Origin of the sequence: Acetomicrobium sp. UBA5826 (assembly GCF_002433005.1) — a bacterium.
Classification (GTDB): Bacteria; Synergistota; Synergistia; order Synergistales; family Acetomicrobiaceae; genus Acetomicrobium.
The window spans coordinates 75885-94017 of record NZ_DJHF01000009.1 but is presented as its reverse complement, the minus strand read 5'-3'; the positions used below and the strand labels follow the sequence as shown (position 1 = coordinate 94017).

Annotated in this window: 18 protein-coding genes and 1 pseudogene; 18 read left to right on the top strand and 1 reads right to left on the bottom strand. The window is 52.5% G+C overall.

All coding sequences use genetic code 11. The annotated features are described in order from the left end of the window. Positions 1–71 precede the first annotated feature (71 nt). The 6 genes from B3N34_RS02165 (at position 72) to B3N34_RS02140 (ending at position 7216) form a co-directional block, all read left to right on the top strand. The gene (locus B3N34_RS02165; protein ID WP_273002587.1) at positions 72–953 is read left to right on the top strand and encodes a branched-chain amino acid ABC transporter permease; all 882 of its coding nucleotides are present in this window, start codon (positions 72–74) and stop codon (positions 951–953) included. 13 nt (positions 954–966) lie between these two features. Continuing rightward, positions 967–1800 (top strand): branched-chain amino acid ABC transporter permease, encoded by an 834-nt coding sequence (locus tag B3N34_RS02160; RefSeq protein ID WP_273002586.1) that lies wholly within the window; start codon positions 967–969, stop codon positions 1798–1800. A gap of 5 nt (positions 1801–1805) precedes the next feature. After that, positions 1806–2567, top strand: coding sequence for an ABC transporter ATP-binding protein (locus B3N34_RS02155; protein WP_286974535.1), 762 nt, complete (start codon positions 1806–1808; stop codon positions 2565–2567). A gap of 2 nt (positions 2568–2569) precedes the next feature. Next, positions 2570–3292 carry an ABC transporter ATP-binding protein gene (locus B3N34_RS02150; protein ID WP_286974533.1) on the top strand — a complete coding sequence of 241 codons (723 nt, stop codon included), beginning with the start codon at positions 2570–2572 and terminating at the stop codon, positions 3290–3292. 296 nt (positions 3293–3588) lie between these two features. Then, positions 3589–5439: a glycosyl transferase family protein gene (locus B3N34_RS02145; protein WP_286974530.1), complete on the top strand. Its 1851-nt coding sequence runs from the start codon at positions 3589–3591 to the stop codon at positions 5437–5439. Between the two features lie 19 nt (positions 5440–5458). Next, positions 5459–7216 (top strand): NfrA family protein, encoded by a 1758-nt coding sequence (locus B3N34_RS02140; protein ID WP_286974527.1) that lies wholly within the window; start codon positions 5459–5461, stop codon positions 7214–7216. A 12-nt stretch (positions 7217–7228) separates the two neighbouring features. On the opposite strand, the gene B3N34_RS02135 is transcribed toward B3N34_RS02140, so the two are convergent. Continuing rightward, entirely contained in the window at positions 7229–7456 is a 228-nt protein-coding gene (locus B3N34_RS02135; RefSeq protein WP_286974524.1) for a hypothetical protein, read from the bottom strand. Positions 7457–7704: 248 nt separating this feature from the next. On the opposite strand from B3N34_RS02135, the gene B3N34_RS02130 reads away from it, so the two are divergent. The 12 genes and pseudogenes from B3N34_RS02130 to B3N34_RS02080 all read left to right on the top strand — a co-directional run bounded on the left by B3N34_RS02130 (position 7705) and on the right by B3N34_RS02080 (position 18130). Then, entirely contained in the window at positions 7705–8505 is an 801-nt protein-coding gene (locus B3N34_RS02130; protein WP_286974584.1) for an acetoacetate decarboxylase family protein, read from the top strand. 16 nt (positions 8506–8521) lie between these two features. Continuing rightward, positions 8522–9337, top strand: coding sequence for an SDR family NAD(P)-dependent oxidoreductase (locus tag B3N34_RS02125; protein ID WP_286974522.1), 816 nt, complete (start codon positions 8522–8524; stop codon positions 9335–9337). Positions 9338–9339: 2 nt separating this feature from the next. Next, entirely contained in the window at positions 9340–10575 is a 1236-nt protein-coding gene (locus B3N34_RS02120; protein WP_286974582.1) for a hypothetical protein, read from the top strand. Between the two features lie 128 nt (positions 10576–10703). Next, positions 10704–11006 carry an NfrA family protein gene (locus B3N34_RS02115; protein ID WP_286974521.1) on the top strand — a complete coding sequence of 101 codons (303 nt, stop codon included), beginning with the start codon at positions 10704–10706 and terminating at the stop codon, positions 11004–11006. A gap of 407 nt (positions 11007–11413) precedes the next feature. Next, a complete protein-coding gene (locus tag B3N34_RS02110) occupies positions 11414–13105 on the top strand; it encodes a GspE/PulE family protein (RefSeq protein WP_286974519.1) in 1692 nt (563 codons plus the stop codon). Between the two features lie 16 nt (positions 13106–13121). After that, positions 13122–14243 (top strand): type IV pilus twitching motility protein PilT, encoded by a 1122-nt coding sequence (locus B3N34_RS02105; RefSeq protein WP_286974517.1) that lies wholly within the window; start codon positions 13122–13124, stop codon positions 14241–14243. Positions 14244–14250: 7 nt separating this feature from the next. Continuing rightward, positions 14251–15471, top strand: a complete 1221-nt coding sequence (locus tag B3N34_RS02100) for a type II secretion system F family protein (RefSeq protein WP_286974515.1) — start codon at positions 14251–14253, stop codon at positions 15469–15471. A gap of 130 nt (positions 15472–15601) precedes the next feature. Beyond that, complete coding sequence (locus B3N34_RS02095) at positions 15602–16180, top strand: prepilin-type N-terminal cleavage/methylation domain-containing protein (RefSeq protein ID WP_286974514.1); 579 nt, start codon at positions 15602–15604, stop codon at positions 16178–16180. Between the two features lie 15 nt (positions 16181–16195). After that, positions 16196–16555 (top strand): type IV pilus modification PilV family protein, encoded by a 360-nt coding sequence (locus B3N34_RS02090; protein WP_286974512.1) that lies wholly within the window; start codon positions 16196–16198, stop codon positions 16553–16555. Beyond that, positions 16533–16622 (top strand): annotated as a pseudogene (locus B3N34_RS09810) (type II secretion system protein); the annotation flags it as partial. The gene B3N34_RS02090 and the pseudogene B3N34_RS09810, both read left to right, overlap by 23 nt. Positions 16623–16790: 168 nt before the next feature. Beyond that, on the top strand, positions 16791–17498 hold the full coding sequence (locus B3N34_RS02085) for a pilin (protein ID WP_286974511.1): 708 nt from the start codon (positions 16791–16793) through the stop codon (positions 17496–17498). Continuing rightward, positions 17498–18130 carry a hypothetical protein gene (locus B3N34_RS02080; protein ID WP_286974509.1) on the top strand — a complete coding sequence of 211 codons (633 nt, stop codon included), beginning with the start codon at positions 17498–17500 and terminating at the stop codon, positions 18128–18130. Before B3N34_RS02085 ends, B3N34_RS02080 begins: the two co-directional genes overlap by 1 nt. Positions 18131–18133: the final 3 nt, after the last annotated feature.

The following is an 18133-nucleotide window of genomic DNA, read 5'->3' as shown; positions in this document are numbered from 1 at the left end:
CTGCCTTACCGGGGCGGGGTCAAATGCTCCTCGCCCCTCTTTTTAAAAAGACTGAGACGAGGTGAAGGCCTTTGGGAACGCTGGCCCAACAGCTCATTAACGGAATATCTCTGGGTTCCGTATATGCACTGATAGCCGTGGGGTACTCTCTGGTATACTCCATACTCCTTTTTTCCAACTTTGCCCACGGCGGTTTTTTGGTCATCGGCGGCTACATATGCTATTACACCTTGACGGTTCTGGGAAACAACATCTGGGTGGCAGGCGGCCTTTCCCTGCTCGGCGCAGGCATAGCGGCCGTCCTGACCGAACGGATAGCCTACAAGCCCATACGGGAGCGCACCAATATTACCCTCTATCTTCTCATAGCGTCGCTTGGCATGAGCATAGTGATTGAAAACATATTCGTCATAGTCGCAGGCGGGCGCTTCAGGGCCCTTCCGCCCGTCATACCCACCAACCCCGTGCACCTCTTTGGGCTAACCACCACCAGTGCCTTTGATCTGCTTTCCTTGGTCGTGGCCTTCGTATTCTTGACGGGGCTTCAGCTTTTCATAGTAAAGAGCAAATGGGGGCTTGCCATAAGGGCAGCGGCCTTTGACCTTAAAACGGCAGGCCTCATGGGAATAAACGTGAACCTGCTCATATCCATCGTGTTTTTCGTGGCGGGAATGCTGGCGGCTGTGGGCGGCATATTTTTGTCCGTACGCTACACCCTCTATCCGCAGCTCGGCGGCATCACCATAAAGGCCTTCGTGGCCGCCGTAGTGGGGGGCCTTGGGTCTCTTCCCGGGGCGGTCGTTGGAAGCCTGATTCTCGGGCTTGCCGAGATGCTGACGGCTGGGTTCATATCAAGCCAGCTTCGAGACCTGGTCGTCTTTTCCCTTTTGGTGATAACGCTTCTGGTAAAGCCTACAGGGCTTTTCGGCAAAAAGCCCACGGAAAAGGTCTGAGGAGGATGGATGTATGGGCTACTTTGGCGGAATAATCATCCTTCTGTGCATAAATTCCATAGCGGTCATGGGCGTATCGCTGCTCACGGGCTTTACGGGCATATTTAGCCTGGGACATGCCGCCTACATGGCCCTCGGTGCCTACACGGCAGGCATACTGACCGTCGAGCACGGCGTCCACTGGTTTTTGGCGATACTTGCGGGGGGTCTGCTTGCCATGGTCGTGGCCTACCTCATAGGCATACCGACCTTGAAGCTGATGGGCGACTACTACGCCATAGCCTCCATTGGCTTGGTCGAATCCATCAGGCTTATCCTGGAAAACTGGCAATCGGTGACTCGCGGTGCCAGAGGTTACCCCGGCATTGAGGGCTTCACCACCCTGCCTGTGGCAGTGGCCTTCTTTTTGGTGATGGCCATCGTCATGGTAAACCTGATAAACAGCCGTTACGGCAGGGCCTTCAAGGCCTGCCGCGACGATTACCTGGCCGCCTCCCTTCTGGGGTACAATACTGCCCGCTACAGGGTCTTGAGCCTGGCCGTTTCCGGGTTTTACTGCGGAGTTGCCGGGGCGCTTCTTGCCGGATTTATGTCCTTTATCCAGCCCGTGATGTTCGACATGATGAAGTCGACGGAGCTTACGTCCATGGTCGTCTTCGGAGGGTTGGGCTCCTTAAGCGGCACGCTTTTGGCTTCCGTCATAATTACGCTAGTCACCGAGCTCTTTCGCCCCATATCGCAGTACCGCATGCTCATCTACGGCGGGGTGCTCGTGGCCATCATGGTGTTGAGGCCCGAGGGCATCATGGGATCCAAAGAGCTGTGGAACCTGCGGAGAAAGAGGTGACGTCGGTGGCTTTGCTTGAACTTTCAGACGTTAGTAAGCTCTTCGGAGGCGTTAAGGCCGTCGATCGCCTGTCGTTTGCCATTGAAAAGGGCGAGACCCTGGGGTTGATAGGGCCAAACGGAGCCGGAAAGACCACCGTATTCAACCTGATCACGGGTCTTTATCCCCTGGACGGGGGAAAGATAACCTTCAAGGGCGAAGACATTTCTCAGATGAAGCCCCACGAGATCATCCCCAAGGGGATTGCCCGCACCTTCCAGAACCTGCGCCTTTTTCCCAGGGCCTCAAGCGTTGAAAACGTCATGACGGCATGCAGAAAGGAATCCTACTCCTTCCTCGAAGCCTTGACTCACCTCGGCAGATGGAGGCACTGTGAGCAAAGGGCCATGGAACGGGCCATGGAGCTTTTGAAACTAGTAGGCATAGCCGACAGGGCCCACCAGGCTGCAGGCACCCTCCCATATGGCCATCAAAGAAAGCTTGAGATAGCGCGAGCCCTGGCCCTGGAGCCGGAGCTTCTTCTTTTGGACGAGCCTGCGGCGGGCATGAACGCCGAGGAGGTTGATGAGCTCAACGCCCTGATACGGCGCATCTCTCAGGAGCTTGGGATAACCATCATAGTGATAGAACATCACATGGAGCTTGTCATGGAGATATGCCCGAGGATAGTGTGCATGAACTTCGGGGCGAAGATCGCCGAGGGAAGCCCCGCCGAGATACAAAGCCACCCGGAAGTGCTTGCCGCTTATCTGGGGGAGGAGGTATAGACATGGCCGAACCCCTTTTGTCCGTTCAAAACCTTTCCGTCACATACGGGGTCATCAGGGCGCTTCACGGCGTCTCTATGGAAGTCCGCGAGGGCGAGATAGTGTGCGTCATTGGCGCCAACGGAGCAGGCAAATCGACCCTGCTTAACGCCGTCATGGGAGTGGTGCGCCGGGAATCGGGGGAGGTGATCTTCGACGGCAAGCCTCTTCCCAGAAGGAGCTATCAGGTCGTGGCCCAGGGCGTATCGCTGGTGCCGGAGGGCAGGCGGATATTCAGCCCCCTCACCGTCCACGAAAACTTGATGATAGGGGCCTTTCCGCGAAAGGATATGCGTCAGATTGAAGAAGACTTGGAGTGGGTGTACGGCCTTTTCCCGAGGCTTCAGGAAAGAAAGGACCAGTACGCGGGCACCCTTTCCGGCGGTGAGCAGCAGATGCTCGCCATCGGGAGGGCCTTGATGTCGCGCCCCCGTTTGCTCCTCTTGGACGAGCCGTCGCTGGGACTTGCCCCCATCTTGATTAGGGATATATTCAAGGAATTAAAGCGCATCAACGGGGAAGGAGTGACCATACTGCTCGTTGAGCAAAACGCCAGGCAGGCCCTCATGCTTTCCAACAGGGGATACGTCCTGCAGACGGGTCGCATCGTGCTTCAGGGCCGCTCTCAGGACCTGCTGGTAAACCCCGACGTAACGGCCGCTTACCTCGGCAAGCTCAAGAAATAGCGAACGTGCTGAACCATGCGTTGTCCGATATGCGTTGATACTTTATGCTAAATGACGGATTATTTATTTGGAATCTTTTTAATTTTGCCCATTGCAAATCAGTATACATTGTGTTATTGTTGCTTAACATAAACTATGGGCGATTATATGGGGAGACGATGATCCCTTTGCATCTACCTAAACGGGCGCAAGAGCGAAGGGTGANNGGCCCCATTGAGGCGCTGATTTTAAACAAGTGCTTCAATGGGGTCTTTGTTTTATGAAGCTTGAATGCGAAAGAGAGTGTGGCAGAAGTTATGGTTGTTAGTTTTTATTATGGGATCCTTCATGCTGCTTTTATCCTATGCCTGTATCTCATATTCATCTGGGGTATAGAAGATCTTCTGGTGGACATCTACTATTGGACGAGAGTAATCTACCGAAGGCTTTTTGTATATACCAAATATCCCCGTCTGACCGTTGAGGATCTATACAAAAAAGAGGAAGAGTGGATTGCCATCATGGTTCCGGCATGGCATGAAACCGGAGTGATCGGCAAGATGCTTGAGACGACGATCAAGCATCTGGATTACGATCGCTACGTCATTTTTTGCGGCACCTATGTAAACGACCCGGAGACTTCGCGCGAAGTTGATTTTATATCGGAAAAATTTCAGAAGGTCGTCAGAGCCACGGTGACCCACCCGGGCCCTACCAACAAAGCGGATTGTCTTAACTTCGTCGTCCGCGAGATACATTCCTATGAAATGCTGCATGGAATAAGCTTTTCGGGATATGTCTTGCACGATAGCGAGGACATAGTCCACCCCATGGAGCTGAAGCTATTCAACTATCTACTCCCGCGAAAAGACATGATGCAAATCCCGGTCACGGCGCTGGAGCGCTCATGGAAGGATTTCGTGGCGTGCACTTACATGGACGAATTCAGCGAGTGGCACTTGAAGGACCTTTTAGTCAGAGAAAGACTGACTAAAGGGATACCAAGCGCCGGAGTGGGTACCTGCTTTAGTCGGCGCGCCATATCTTTTCTGGAACAGAAAAATGGAGGAGACCCCTTCCCCACCGATTCCCTGACAGAGGATTACGCAGTCGGATTGACGTTGGCGGAGGCAGGAATGGGTGGCATTATCTTGCATTTTCCAATCGTTCTCCAGGGCAATAAAGGCATAAGGAGGACAAGAAAGCTTTACGTATCCGTATCTGAGTATTTCCCAGATAACTTTTGGGCGGCTGTCAGACAAAAGAGTCGCTGGATACTGGGCATTGCATTGCAGGGAGCCAAGACATTCGGCTGGCGTGGAGATATATTCGATAAGTTCTTTCTGTACAGAGACCGTAAGGGCTTATTTACCTCTTTCGTTAATTTCTTGGCCAATATACTGTTTATCAATTACATGTTTCTATTTGTTGGTCTTAGGCTTAATTTTTTGCCTTCATATAACTATCCTATCCCTAGAACATTATTGATCTTTAACATATTTTTCCTGGCAAACAGATTATTGCACCGCGCATTGTTTGTGTTCTTGCTTTATGGCTGGAAGCAATCGCTTTTAAGCATTCCGAGAATTTTTGTGGTTAATTTTATAAATTTTTGTGCTACATTGAGGGCATTGAGACTCTTCGGCGAGCATCTTTTATCGGGTAAGCCCTTGGTGTGGGATAAAACACAGCACGTTTACCCGACCGATGAACAGCTAGCCACCTACAGAAGACGATTGGGCGATATCCTATTGGAGTGGAAGGTCCTGCGGGAGGAGGACTTACGGGCTGCACTGCAAGAGCAAAGGGAAAGCAGCAAGTTATTGGGAGAAATATTGATGAAGTACAGGCTGATCGACGAGGATACCCTTTCTAAGGCGCTCTCCGAGCAGTTGGGGTTGCCCCTAATATTCCCGGATGAAATCGATGTGGCAGCGATGGCAGATGTATTGCCAAAGAAGTTATGCGCCGACTATCTCGTCTTTCCGGCCTCGATCGAGAAGGATGGGACCCTTCGGCTTGCCGTCACCAGAGCTGTTGAGCAGGAATGCCTGAACGAAATAAAGAAGCACTGGGCGGGGCCACTAAAGTTTTGCCTGATGAAGGAAAGCGATATGCTCAATATACTGGGTGGTCTTGCTCACATGGAAATGATCAATCAAATCTAATATAGGGATGATATCATTCATGAAAAGGACAGAAAGACATCTTATCGCATCATATATCTGCGTTCACGGCAAGGATATGCTGAGGTTGCTTGCCGTTTTTGCCTTTGCGTTGCTTTTTTTATTGCCCGACATCTTTGTGCCTGCACATGCTTCCGTGCCTTCTGTCTATGACCTTTACGAAACGGGCAAGATAGAGGAAGCAAAAGGCCTTGCTGAAGAACTTTTGAAAGAAGACCCCAAAAACCACCCTCTTAGAATGCTTTATGCGGAGATACTGAGGAAAGAAGGGAAGCCCTTGGAGGCAAAGGAGCAGGTCACCAGAGCAATTTTGGGAGGTTTGGGTAACGGCTATACCTATTCGACGCGGGGCTATTTGTCGCTTGAACTGGGCGATCCGGAAGGGGCGTTTGAGGATTTCGAAAAGGCCCTCAAATTTGACGACCTTTCCGAGGATGCTCGGGAAAACGTGCGCTTGAGCCTGGTTAACCTCTCCATCGAGCTTAACGATGCCGGTAAGGCGTTAAAATATTTGACCGCTCATGACGACCCGATGGTGTTTTACGGTGTCACACGGCTCGTCTCAAATACAATGTCGGGCAGCGAGTTGAGAAGATATATGGACAGGTTGTCCAACATGGCCCAATCGGATTCGCAGAGGGCGGAAGTGCTATGGGCGCTTGGGGAATATGAAAAAGCTCAGGGTAACGTTGAGGCTGCGGCGAAGCTGATGTCGGAGGCCATGTCCCTATATCCCCGGTCGGCTACCCAGTACAGGCTGCTTTCGCTTGCCTACCTCTTTGTAAACCTTGGCGAGGACGAAATGGCTGCAAAGCTTTTCGATGAAGCCTTGTCCGATGACTGTGGAGCGTCTCCCGAGGTATTGGCCGATGCTGCCTACGCCTTCAAAGGCGCAGGCAATAACAGAAAGAGCATGCATTATTTTACGAGAAGCATCGAAGCATACAGAAAACGCGGAGAAAATGACGAGGAAACGAAGGGCTGGATTTACTCCCTTCGGCGCGAGAACTCCAATTTGGAACGACGATGGGGCATGTACACATCTTATTTTTACCAAGAGAACGGATACCCCGGCTATATCTCGGGCAGGACCGTCTCCGGGGGCGAAACTCAACAGATGTGGCAGGAGATCTACTATCAGATGATAAACGACAATGGCAGACAGTTGTCCTTGTATGTGTCTTACGGGTTGACCTTGAGCGCTGAAAACGACAATGAAGGTTGGGATACGGGGATGTACGTTTTGGGCATCAGGTACAAACCGATAGGCGACACAAACTTGAACATCGCTTTGGAAAGACACTGGAAGCAGGACGAGTCGAACGACTGGCAGGTCCGCATGGGCTATTCCTGGGACAGGGGGTCCGATTTGAACGTAACGGATCCCAGTTGGGATTATCTTTTTTATTACGGCGAGGTAGCCCATCTGCTGGATGAAGGACGGACCTTTGGGGTGGTAGAGTGTAGGGCCGGGAGAAGCACGCGTTTGGGAGGGCAAAAGGGAAAGACCGTCTTTACGCCTCACCTCTTTTTCCGCGGAGATTACGACAGCGATCCCCTTTCATTTGATGGCATCGATTCATCCGATGAGGAATGGGCCTTTAGCATTGGTCCGGGCTTGATGTGGAGGATATGGTACAGGGAAGACGATTATCATGCGCCACGTTCGTACATCGACATCATCCTTCAATATCGTTTCAAGCTAAGCGATGCGGATAGGGCTGAAGGTCTGTCCCTCAGGATAACCAATGCCTTTTGATCGGCATCCTTCCTATACAAATATACGAAAAAAGACGCCAAGGTGGTGGATCACGCCGTCGTGTAGTGCGACGTCGGATCCATCCAAAAGGGTCAGGACCTCGATGGCGGCCCCCCGCTTGAGGAGTTTCTGTCGGTGCTTTTCATCCAAAAGCAGCAGTTTCCTTCCCTTCCAGTAGATGGTGGAGTCTCCTGAGGCCTTGCAGAAACGCCCTTTTGCAGAGGATGTAGGGCAGGTCATCGGGGGAAGGAGCCGGCAGGAAGGCCGATTCCTCCCTTTGAGGTCACCCGCATTCTTCTTCATGTTCGTTATTCTGAACTCATGAGGGTGACATTTTCTCTGTCCCCTTAAAGGGTGACATTATCGCTGTCCGGTCACACATAATAAAACGCCATATTGACGCAAAAGAGATTTAGTCTCAAAATATTCTAAGTATTCATTTGTTCACTAAGGAACAAAAAACTAAAAGATACGAGGGGGTCTGGCGTATGAAAGGGAAATTCAGGTTCGAGGAGAATTACGTTTACAAGATGCCCGTGCATTTTTCAGGGCATCCTTTCTTCCCGGTGCGGACGACCCACGGTGACATGACGGCCATACAGGTGCAGTTTGAAACGGACGAAGATGCCCTGTTGCAATACCTCCCCGGCGACTTCGAGCTTTTGGAGCCCAAGGTGACCGTCCAGTTTGTCAACTTCCGGGACGTGGAGTGGATGTCAAACGGTGAATATCGCCTCATACAGGTCTCGGTACCGGTCCGTTATGAGGGCAACGAAGAGGGGCTCGTGGGGGTTTATCCTCTCGTCATCTGGGAAAACAAGGCCTGCCCGATCCTCGGGGGGCGCGAGGAAGACGGCATGCCCAAGGTGTTCGCCGATGTGGCTTCCGAGCGTCACGTAGGGGACCACTGGTTTACAGCCGCGAGTTACGAATGCTGCACCTTTATCAAAATGCACTTCTGGCGGAAAGAGGAGCTCGACGAAAAAACCGTCTCGAGAATGAACGAAAAGGTAGTTACCAACAACTTCGGGTGGAGATACCTGCCGGCTCTTGGAAAGGGCGGCGCGTCTTTAAGTCAAGCCACCTTGTACCCGCAGGAATCGATGGTTACAAAGGCATGGAAGGGTGATGGATGCGTTGAGTGGACGGAACTTACGGCAGAAGAACACCCTCTTCAGTACAGGGCGATAACTTGCCTTGCGAACCTGCCCGTTGTGAAGTACTCCTATGCAATGATGCTCAAAGGTTCCGCCAGGCTGAACGTGGGCGATTCGAGAGTCCTGCCCTAGGGGTGGGGAGAAAGGGATGAGGTCAATGAGTGGATACTACGAGAACAAGGTAGCTGCGATTACGGGAGCCGCATCGGGTATAGCCCTTGAGATGACAGAGCAGTTTCTCAAGCGTGAGGCCAGGGCTGTCTTTATGGGCGATTTCAACGAGGAAAACCTTAGCCGCGAGTCGCAACGGTTAGGGCGCAATTATCCGGGCAAGGTTTTCCCCGTAGTGATGGACGTCACCAAGAGGGAGCAGGTAGCCAGGTTTATCGAAAGCGCCGCCGATCATGCCGGGCACCTCGACTTCGTATGCAACGTTGCCGGTGTAGGTGTTACCATTCCCACGGAACGGGTCACCTTAGAAATATGGGACAAGGCCATCAACCTCAACCTTAAAGGCGTTATATACGGCACATACTCGGCCATCCCGATCATGAGGGAACAGGGGTTCGGCCATATCGTCAACGCTGGCTCCATTGCCGGCCTGCTTCCTATACCGTATCAGGCCGTTTACGCGGCGACCAAGGCTGCCGTTATCTCCATGACCGAGAGCCTCCAGTACGAACTGGAGGTCGAAGGTCTCCAGTTCAGCGTTTTTTGTCCGGCCAACGTCAGGACGCCTATCTTTGGCGACATGACCCCGCCGGCCGACTCCATAGGTGTTGACGAGGCGGTTCTATATATCCTCCAGGAAATGGAGAAGAAATCCGTCGTTATCGTATTACCCCAAAGCGCACGGGACTTCTACACCTTGTACAGGGAGCGCAAGGAGGAATTCGACAAGTTGGCGAGGCAGCTTGCGGCCGAAAGGCGCGAAAACTACCGCACGAAGGGGACCTACTATTGAGAATGGCCGACGCGGCAGCCAGGGGGAAACACTTTTTGGAGAAGGCCGAATTTCTTTTCGAAGAGGCGGACCTTTACTTCGACGTGGTGGTTCTTCTCGTAGCGGGTATGGCAGTGACTCTTACGGGGATTCTTCTTTTTCCTGTGTACTCCGGCCTGATCCCCTACTATGAAAACGGCGTCTACGGTCTGCTTCTGTTTTTGTTCGGCCTCCAGACGGTGACCTTGGGCAGAACACCTGCGGGGGACATGCGCAGGTCAAAGGCGGTAGTGATTGCGGGGATTGCCATCGCCGCAATGGGCATAGTGGCATGTTTCATTCCGGACGTATTTACCCTCGTTCCTAGTGCGCTGCTCATTATCTGTCTTTGCCTGGGCGGATTCCTGCAATTACTGCAGATGCTTGTTTCAAAGGACAAGCTGCAGGCCTGGCTTGGCTATGGAGGAATCTTTCTTTACCTTGCTCCCGCCTGTGGGGCTGTTTACGTGTTTTCGATGTTCGTGGGGCTTCTCGTGTGGAAACAGGGCCTGTTTTCAGCGTCGTTGACGGCGATTTCGGTGCTGGTATACGGAGCTTCGATTTTTGTAGTCGCATTTTTGCTCCAGAAAATTTATCGTATCTACCCTCAGGCGGTAAAGATCCTTGACGACGATTTTGGCCTGGAGGCCGACAAGGCCACGCTTCTAATCACCGGTGTTTTTATGCTTATCCTCGGAGTGCTTCTCATTCCCGTAAGCTTCGGCAAGCTGCCTTTTTCGGGAAGCGCCCAACTCGGCCTCCTGATGGTTATTTTCTCCATCCAGATGCTGGCTTTCGGAGGTACGCCCGTCGGACCCTTCCGTCGCACGTGGCTTGTAATCTTTTTGGGGTTTGTCTTCGCCGCCCTGGGTATCGTTTCCTGCGTGATTCCTAACGTACTTGTCTCCTTTTTGACCCTTCTTGTCGGTCTGCTGAACCTCGCCGGCGGGGCCACAGGGCTCGTAAAAACCGTTTTGTCGGCGGTTAAAAGCATGAAAGAATTGGACGTCGTGCCCACCGTGCTGGTACATCTTTCCGTCACCCAGTTTGTGATGAACCTTGTTTCCATACTCTTTGGAACTTCCATGATTGTATCCAACCTGCTCCCTGGTTGGATAGTGGGAGTCATTCTCACAGTTAACGGATGCGTCCTCCTGTACCTCATGTCCCTTCTGATGAGGATCGACAGGCTGAGGTCTGATATTATTGAAGCAGAATAGGCAAAATAGCCGGCTGGTTGCTTTGCAGCCGGTCCGTTTTTACAAAACACCGATATCCCCGGCGAGGTGACGCAAATGGTATCCTCCTTCGACAGGGTTATAAACCGCAGGAACACCGACAGCCTGAAGTGGGACGGCATGAAAGAGCGATTCGGCCCATCCCCGATGACTGCGGAGCGTCTCCCGAGGTATTGGCCGATGCTGCCTACGCCTTCAAAGGCGCAGGCAATAACAGAAAGAGCATGCATTATTTTACTAGGAGCATCGAAGCATACAGAGTAGGTCCGGGCTTGATGTGGAGGATATGGTACAGGGAAGACGATTATCATGCGCCACGTTCGTACCTCGACATCATCTTTCAATATCGTTTCAGGCTAAGCGATGCTGATAGGGCTGAAGGTCTGGCCATCAGGATAACCAATGTCTTTTGATCGGCATCTTTTCTATACAAATATACGAAAAAAATTTTTGCAGTTTGAAAATTTGACCTATTGTCAAAATAAGATATCCGTGATATAAAAAAGAATAATATATGGTTTTGGGGAAACGATGATCCCTTTGCATTTCCGATGGCGGGCGCAAGAGCGAAGGGTGAGTGAGTAGCGCGACCGGCCCCGTGGAGTTGTGTGATTTACAGGCTTCAGGGGCTTTTTTTATGGATAGTTTATATTTGTTAACTAATTAGATAAAAGTAATAAAACAATAGCGTTAGTGCCGTGGAAAGCAAATTTTAACATTGTCCGGAATTTTTCAGCTCACTTTTGATCTGTTTTTGTATGTTATGCTATAATGGCAATACGAAATCTGTTTAGTATTATGGTAGTCTGGAGGCAGGTCTATGAATAATAGGGACAAGCAGGCCGAGAGGAAGCCTCTTTTGGGCCAGATACTGGTCGAGCAGGGTTACATCCTGCCCGAGCAGTTGGAGATGGCCTTAAAGGAGCAGACCGCCACGAACCTGCGCATCGGCGAGATCCTTGTGAAAAACGGTTGGGTCACGGAAAAGGATCTGGCTCAGGCCATTTCAAAGCAGACGAAGTATCCCTTCGTCTCTCTTTCCATGTTTCGCCCCATGCAGGAGGCCATTGAAACCATACCCGAGAGCATGGCCAGGAGGCTTGAGGTCGTTCCCCTTTCGATCGATGCAAACGCAAATAAGCTGACCATAGCAATCTCCGATCCCTTCAACATCCTGGCCCTCGACGAGATCAGGATGATAACGGGCATGGACCTTGAGATCATGATAGCCACCCTTTCCGACATCAAGCGCGCCATAGAGTCCTTTTACAGCGTAAAATCGAGCATCGACAGGGCTTTAATCGAGGTGGTAGAGGAAGAAAGCGCCGAGTTCGACTTATCGAGGGAAGAGGCCGTCTCCATAGACGACGCCCCCGTCGTCAAGCTCGTTAACACCATATTGGGACAGGCCGTGGAAAGCGGCGCCTCCGACGTACACGTGGAGCCCTTCGAGAATGAGACGCGGGTGCGCTACAGGATAGACGGCGTCTTATTTGATATGCTCACCTTTCCGAAACACCTTCACCCCCCGGTGTCGTCTCGAATAAAGATAATGTCGGGCATGGACATCGCAGAGAAGCGCCACCCCCAGGACGGCAGGATACTCCTTCGCGCAGCGGGCAGGCGCATAGACATAAGGGTCTCGAGCCTTCCCGCCATTTACGGCGAAAAGCTGGTCATGCGCTTGCTCGATCAGGCCACGGCCATGGTGGGCTTGGAAAAGCTAGGATTGGATCCCGAGGAGAAAGTGGCCCTGGATAAGATCATAGAAGTACCTTACGGCATCATATTGGTCACGGGGCCGACGGGGAGCGGAAAATCGACCACCCTTTATTCGATACTGCAGACCCTTAACTCCTACGACGTGAACATCACGACGGTGGAAGACCCCGTCGAGTATACCATTGCGGGAGTCAACCAGGTGCAGATAAACGAAAAGGCGGGCCTTACCTTCGACACGGTCTTGAGGTCCATACTGCGCCAGGACCCTGACATCATACTGGTTGGCGAGATGCGCGACACGGAGACGGCCCAATTGGCCGTCAGGGCAGCCCTCACGGGGCACTTGGTGTTGTCGACGCTTCATACTAACGACGCCCCAAGCTCCATCATAAGGATGGTAGACATGGGAATTCCGCCCTTTCTGGTGTCCTCTTCTGTGGTTGCCGTGATGGCCCAGAGGCTGGTCAGAAAGCTGTGCCCCCGCTGCAAGGTGTCTTATGAGCTGCCACAGGACGTGGCTGAAAGCCTGGGCCTGGATGGCTTTACGACCGTCTACAAGCCCGTAGGTTGCGAGGAATGCCGCGGCACGGGATACAGGGGAAGGACGGCAATTTTCGAGATAATGTCCATGACCGAGGAGATAAGGAGGGCCGTGATGACGGGAGCCACCTCCGACGACCTTAGGGCCATGGCCATTCGTCAGGGCATGAGAACCCTTCGGGTCTCGGGAGCCAAAAAAGTGAAAGACGGGATAACGAGCGCCGACGAAGTGCTTTCGGTGACACTCTGAGGATCGAGGTGTTGTCATGTCCTTGCGTTTCGGAATTCAGGAATTGTTTACTGAGGCTTCAAGGAGAAATGCCAGCGACATTCATATTTCGGTGGGTTTTCCTCCAACCTTTCGCATAGACGAACAGTTGTACCCGATCGACCATCCTCCTCTGACGACAACTGACGTCAGGAGCATATTGTCTCGCCTTATATCGGAAACCCAGCTTGAGCGTTTCTACAAGGAAAGAGAGCTGGACTTCAGCTTCAACTTTTCCCTCGCCAACGGGGAAATAGTCCGCTTTAGGGGCAATTGCTCTTTCGAGCGTGGTAACCTAGCTTTGGCCTTAAGGTTGATACCCCAGAGGATTCGCCTTATAAAGCACCTTCTCCTTCCCCCTCAGATTCAGGAAGTCGCAAAGAGACGCCACGGTCTCTTTCTCGTAACAGGGCCCACAGGGCATGGCAAATCCACGACTTTGGCAGCTATAGTACAGGAGATAAACTTGACCAGGAGTTGTCATATAGTTACCATCGAGGATCCAATAGAATATATATTTACCTCGGCAAAGTCACTGATTCATCAGAGGGAAGTCGAGGTGGATACCTCAAGTTTCGCTGAGGCCTTGAGGAGGGTGTTGCGCCAGGACCCCGACGTTATAATGATCGGCGAAATGAGGGATTTGGAAACTACAAGGGCTGCGATAACGGCTGCGGAGACGGGACATCTCGTCCTTACGACGCTTCATACCCCCGATAGCCCCCAGAGCATAGACAGGATCTTGGACATCTTTCCGCCCCATCAGCAGGAGCAGGTGAAGCTACAGCTCGCCAACATATTAATAGGAGTCTGTTCCCAGCAGCTAGTCCCTCTGCCGGGAGGCGGCAGAATAGTTTCCACGGAGCTAATGTGGGCTGTTTCTGCAGTCCGAAACTGCATAAGGGAAAGGAAAATCCACGGCTTGAAGAGCATCATACAGACTGGACTTGATCAGGGCATGCACACTATGGACCAGGACTTGGCCCGTCTGATCAGTGAGGGCAAGGTGCCCTACGAACTAGCAGCCACATATGCCTTCGACGCACGGGACCTGGACAGGATGGTCTTTGGAGAGGGTTCCCCCTCGGTTGCGGGCGAAGGCGTAGCGGGCAGGAGGTGAGCGGCAGATGCTTTACAGGTACAAGGCCAGGGCAAGCGACGGTAGGGTAGTTTTCGGAAGCCAGCAGGCTCAGTCTACTGCCCAGGTCTTGCAATGGCTCAAGGAGAAGTCGCTTTATCCCATAGAGATAGAGGAAGCAAAGGAGCGTGCGACCAAAACCCTCAAGGAAAGGCTGGAAACCGTCTCCACCATAAGGCTCAAGGACAAGGCTGTTTTCTTCAGGCAGCTGGCCACGATGCTCGATGCCGGCATAACCTTGGGGATGGCCCTTGATATGCTTGCCGAACAAACGGAAAACAAGCGCTTTGCCGGGGCCATTAGGGAAGTCAAGACCATGGTTGACAGGGGCATCTCTTTGAGCGCCGCTATGGCGACCAGGAAGGAATTTTCAAAGCTCATGGTGGCCATCGCCAGGGCAGGAGAGGAAGGTGGAGTGTTGGAATCGAGCCTGGACCGTCTTGCCACCTTCCTGGAGCGTCAGGACGAGCTCCGGAAAAAGATCATTTCGGCCTCGACCTACCCGGCAGTGGTCATGAGCTTTGCCATAATCGTAGTGTTTTTGCTGGTGACGCTGATAATGCCCAGGTTTGCCTCCATCTTCATGGATTTGGACATACGCCTTCCCCTGCCCACGAGGATTATCTTGGGTTTTTCCATGTGGATGAGCCATTTTTGGTATTTGCCAGTGGGGCTGGTCTTATTGCTTATTTTGGTCATCTACACCATGGCGAAGAACAAAAACACGAAGGCAAAGTTAGATGCCTTCAGGCTAAAGCTTCCCCTCTTCGGGGATATATGGAAAAAGTCCGTGCTTGCAAGGACCTTTCGCACCTTTGCCGCACTTGTCCAGGCGGGCGTTCCCATACTTTCTGCCCTTGAGATGACAGCAGATGTGTCGGGCAATGCCGTCGTGGAAGACGCTTTCGCTCAGCTGTCCGACCAGGCCAAAAGGGGCATGTCCATGGGCGAGACGGCAAAAAAGATAAAGGTCATACCTCCCCTGGCAGCCCACATGATAACCGTAGGGGAGCAGACGGGAAGGCTAGAAGATATGGTTGACAAGGTTGCGGATTGGTTTGAGTTCGAGCTCGATGAAAAGATCAAAAGGCTTACCTCCATAATCGAGCCCGTGCTCATAGTCTTCGTGGGCGGGGTGGTGGCGCTCGTCGTGTTTGCCGTCTTCATGCCCATAATCGGTTCGATTCAGGGCCTGCTTGCCGGAGCGTGAGGCAGAGAGGGCGGCGAATATTAAAAGGAGGTGGGTCAGAGGATCAGCAAAAGGGGATTTATCGTTCGTCGAAGTAGGGAGGCAAAAGCTTTAAAGTGCAGGCAGCATCCAAAGGAGGATGGTTTAAGTGATGAGTGAGATGAAAAAAAGGCTTCAAAGAAGGGGCGCAAGAAAGGGGTTCACGCTGGTTGAGTTATTGATCGTCATCATAATCATCGGGATACTGGCGGGAGCGATGATGCTCGTGGCGGGAACGAGTAGGGATTCGGCTGAGGCGTCTAAGATAATAAGCGATTTAAGGACTATGAAAGCAGCTGCTCTTATGTTGATATCAGATAATCCTGAGTTTGATAAGGCGGATTGGGAGGCTCTAGATACTGGTCAAGATAAACTAGATCAACTGAATAATTATCTCGATAGACCAATAATTTACACCCATACCGATGATTCTCCTTTTCCTTACATATTTGCAACGATAGACTTGAACAATACAGCCACAGAAGAACCCACGAATGACAAAGTCACACTTTGGTTATTGGGACTGGATGTTTCAGGTCGCAGGGAAGGAGTTAAGGGTAATTTAAAAAAACAAGCAGAATCTGTTGGCTTATTTGCAGGGGATGGAGATGGTATTGATGCTGATGCATGGCCTCTCGGTAGTGACGATTATTACAACATGGACACTCACGTCTACGTAATCGTCCAATAGCTCCGGTGTCTTGACGTGAAGCGGCGCGGTTTCTCCCTGATAGAAGCTTTGGTGGCGCTGATGCTACTTACTGTGGCGCTCATACCCATGGCGGCCCTTCCAGCGACCACAAGCAGGCTTTATGCGGCCTCAGCCGCCAGGGAGCAGGCCGCGCTGCTTGCCGTGCAAAAGCTCGACGAGCTCGAGTCAAAAAACTTCAATGACCTGTCAGGCGAGGGGTCTCAAACTGTCGGCGGTTACAGAATAGATTGGACCATCGGGGAAGCGGTGGACCAACAAAGAAAAGTAAAAGTAAGCGTCGCCTGGAACGAAGGAAAAAGCAAACTCGAAGTCACAAGGCAGGTGAGCGCCGGTGCGCACAGGACGTCAACTTAAATCCCGCAGGGGCTTTTCGCTCGTTGAAATTCTAATCGCCGTGGTCATCTTGTCCATAGTGAGCATAGCGGCCGTGGGGCTCTTTTTTGCCTTCGCCAAGCACTTCGAGCAGTCTGCCGACCTGACTGCGGCCCGCCAGCGCGGCGAGATGGCATTGTCCCGTCTGGAGACGGCCGTCCTCCAGGCGGGGCTTTCCATGCCCAACAGGACTGCCGACTTCGAGGACGCCTTCGTTGTGAACACAACGCCCAAGATAGACCTGATTACTGCCTTGAGGAACGTGATCAGCGGGTGGAACAAGCCCGTGTATCCCTACGAGAATGCCGGCACCGTGGGGACGACGACCTACTACAAAAGGTTGGGCCTCGTTTACTGCCTCGGCTCCGGCATAGGCGTACTGGAAGACGAACACGAGGTAGAGGCCGATACCGACATTGAGCTTAAGTTGTCGGCGGCTTGCCCCGATAACCAGGTAAAGGTGGCAACGGCAGCGTCGGCAACTGACGGATGGGTTACCTTTTCGGGCTGCCAGGTCCCCTTCGTCGTGAAGTCCGTCGACAACGCCAATAAAGAGCTTACCGTTACGGCTTCAAAGAGGGGTTTTATACCCCTTTTTGCAGAGCTTCAGTACCTGCGGGCCTTGTGCGCCTACGTCAGCTCCCCTGGCGGTACGTCACCGCAATTTTACATTCAAGACGTCACGCGCGGTCCCGCCCAGCCCGTCGTCGAGGGCGTCTCTCAGGTGCTTTTTTCCTTCGACGATTCCGGCACCGACGCCACCAATGTGCTGACGGTCCATGTGCTCCTTCGGGGAAACCGCAGGTTTCCGGGGCAGTATACCTTGGGAGACGTGCCGGGTTGGCCCATTGCGGGCACGGTTACTGATGAAGACAGACATTACAGGCTAGTCGCCATATCGGCCTCCTGGAGGGTGAGGAACTGATGAGAGAAAAAAGACGTGCCATAGCACTGCCTCTGGTGCTGGTGATAGTGCTCGTTGGAGGCGCTTTAGTGGCGGCGGCCTTTTATATAACTGAAAATTACTATTCCAGCTCCAAGCAGGCCGTTACCAGCGCCCGCCTCTACAACGCCGCCGTAAGCGGCATCGAGGAGGGCAAAGGGTGGATTTATAAAAACATAAAGCTGGGACATATCCCGCGCTGGACGGACGAAGACGGCGACGGCATGCTTTCTGCGGCAGACAAGCCTGCCTACGCCGAATATATCTACGAGGCCCTCATTGCCAGGGTCAGCTCCACCGCCACGGACGAAGGGGTCTTCGACATGACGACGGAAGACGGGATAAAGTTGCACGTGGTCGTTTACGACCTAGCCTACGAACCCCACCCAGATTTGACGGACGACTACGAGAAGGGCTTTCCTCCCCGCATTCGTCCTCAGCTTGAAGAGGGAAGCTCTGTTGTAAGGCCAAGCTACGCCGTGGCCGGAAGGGGCAGAGGTTCTACGGGAGAAGGCGCGCCGGGCAGCGACATAGGCGTTTATCTCATACGCTGCACCGCTATCTACAAAGACAGGACGAGTACTGCCGAGCAGGCGGTCGCCATGCGACTTTAAAGG

Coding starts and splice junctions, on each gene's coding strand:
- B3N34_RS02160 (WP_273002586.1), top strand. CDS start 967: ATGGGCTACTTTGGCGGAATAATCATCCTTCTGTGCATAAATTCCATA.
- B3N34_RS02150 (WP_286974533.1), top strand. CDS start 2,570: ATGGCCGAACCCCTTTTGTCCGTTCAAAACCTTTCCGTCACATACGGG.
- B3N34_RS02145 (WP_286974530.1), top strand. CDS start 3,589: ATGGTTGTTAGTTTTTATTATGGGATCCTTCATGCTGCTTTTATCCTA.
- B3N34_RS02140 (WP_286974527.1), top strand. CDS start 5,459: ATGAAAAGGACAGAAAGACATCTTATCGCATCATATATCTGCGTTCAC.
- B3N34_RS02135 (WP_286974524.1), bottom strand. CDS start 7,456: ATGACCTGCCCTACATCCTCTGCAAAAGGGCGTTTCTGCAAGGCCTCA.
- B3N34_RS02130 (WP_286974584.1), top strand. CDS start 7,705: ATGAAAGGGAAATTCAGGTTCGAGGAGAATTACGTTTACAAGATGCCC.
- B3N34_RS02125 (WP_286974522.1), top strand. CDS start 8,522: ATGAGGTCAATGAGTGGATACTACGAGAACAAGGTAGCTGCGATTACG.
- B3N34_RS02120 (WP_286974582.1), top strand. CDS start 9,340: ATGGCCGACGCGGCAGCCAGGGGGAAACACTTTTTGGAGAAGGCCGAA.
- B3N34_RS02110 (WP_286974519.1), top strand. CDS start 11,414: ATGAATAATAGGGACAAGCAGGCCGAGAGGAAGCCTCTTTTGGGCCAG.
- B3N34_RS02105 (WP_286974517.1), top strand. CDS start 13,122: ATGTCCTTGCGTTTCGGAATTCAGGAATTGTTTACTGAGGCTTCAAGG.
- B3N34_RS02100 (WP_286974515.1), top strand. CDS start 14,251: ATGCTTTACAGGTACAAGGCCAGGGCAAGCGACGGTAGGGTAGTTTTC.
- B3N34_RS02095 (WP_286974514.1), top strand. CDS start 15,602: ATGAGTGAGATGAAAAAAAGGCTTCAAAGAAGGGGCGCAAGAAAGGGG.
- B3N34_RS02080 (WP_286974509.1), top strand. CDS start 17,498: ATGAGAGAAAAAAGACGTGCCATAGCACTGCCTCTGGTGCTGGTGATA.